This is a genomic window from Vreelandella sp. H-I2, assembly GCF_052959335.1.
Genome location: NZ_JBRAMC010000019.1, coordinates 1 through 1,512, shown reverse-complemented (window position 1 = coordinate 1,512; position 1,512 = coordinate 1). Strand labels below are relative to the sequence as shown.

General features: G+C 56.2%; 1 protein-coding gene. It reads right to left on the bottom strand.

All coding sequences use genetic code 11. The annotated features are described in order from the left end of the window. Positions 1–184 precede the first annotated feature (184 nt). A protein-coding gene (locus ACUVOF_RS21910) for an IS1182 family transposase (protein ID WP_447046333.1) occupies positions 185–1,512 on the bottom strand; the annotation gives its coding sequence in 2 pieces (ribosomal slippage) (positions 185–960 and positions 960–1,512; 1,329 coding nt annotated over the 2 pieces). This gene is flagged as partial in the annotation.

Sequence of the window (1,512 nt, the reverse complement as noted above, 5' to 3'; positions counted from 1 at the left end):
TCAGACTGCTGACGAACCCCACTTTTTGTGGGGTTTTGTCGTTTAAGAGGCTCCTTTCTGAAGCGATCACTAGTGAGCGCGGTTTTTTAGTCATCGCGCATTGAGGTGTTGCTCCAACAGGCATGGAGGTCTTAAGGACGTATATAACGGCTGAGTAGCGTGAGAACGGTGCGTAAGCGACCCCTTAAGCCGTCGCCAGCGCTATTTTCTTGAGGTTTTGGCAGGCAGCGGCCAACAAGCATTGCTCGCGCACTTTTTCTAGCCCACGGAAGCGCGCATAGCGGTGGCCATGGAGCTGTTTGGCGTCAGCGAAGCTGCGTTCGACGGTCTCTTTTCGTCGTTGATACAGCTTTTTGCCGGTCGGTGTGAGCCGGTGGGCATCGATGCGTTCCTTGGCATCTGACCAGACGTGACGGGTTAGACGCTTGGTTTGATCGCGACTGCGCGTACAGGCCGTTAACTGAGGGCAGTGGCGGCACTGCTCGGGATCGCTGCGATAGTGCCGATAGCCTTTGCGATCCGTGGTGGTATAGAACAACGTTTGCCCTTCGGGGCACTGGTAGGTGTTGGTCTCCGCTTGATAGGTGAAGACCCGTTTAGGTAGGTAACCTTTGAGCTTATTGGGGCGGCGGTATCCGATCACGCCGTATAAGCCACGCTCTTCCAGCCCTTTACAAATCGCGGCCGTGAAGTAACCCGCGTCCAACCCAACGCCGATCGGTGCTAAACCGAAGCGCTGACATTGCGCATCCAGTCGCGACAGGTAAGGCACGCTGTCATGCACCGTGGCCGGGGTCACATGGGTATCCGTGATAATGGCGTGCTTGCCATCGACCGTCCGGTGATCCAAATAAAAGAACCCCGTGGGCTTGCCATCGCGCACCATATAACCGCTATCCGGATCCGTCGTGCTGACCTTCTTGACCACCTTCGCCGCGGGCGAGCTTGACCGCGGCGTTAGGGCTTTTTTCCCTGCTGCTGACGATCCTCCTCGACGGCGGCGTCCAACGCCGCAAGATACGACTGCGTACTCTGAGTCACTTCTTGGCGAACCAGCCGTTGCTTATTGGCATTGGCCTTTAAGTGCGTGCTGTCGGTATAAAGCACTTCACCGCCGACGAGGCGTTTCTTCATCGCCTGCTCTACCACGGTGTCAAAAATCGTTTGGTGGATATCGCTCCCGGTGAAGCGCCGACGCCGGTTCTGACTGATCGTCGAGGCATCCGGCACCTTGTCGGTCAGTCGCAGCCCCAGGAACCAGCGATATGCCACATTGACCTGGATCTCGCGCATTAACTGTCGTTCACTGCGGATGCCAAACAGGTAACCGATAAAGAGGGCTTTAAACAGCAAGACAGGATCGAGGGCGGGACGACCGTTATCAGCGCAATAGAGATGGCGTACTTGGTCACGGATAAAGGAGAAGTCGAGGGTGGCATCAATCTTACGCAGCAGGTGATTCTGAGGCACCAACTCGTCAAGCGTGACCATCTCGAGTTCAAACTGTTGGGG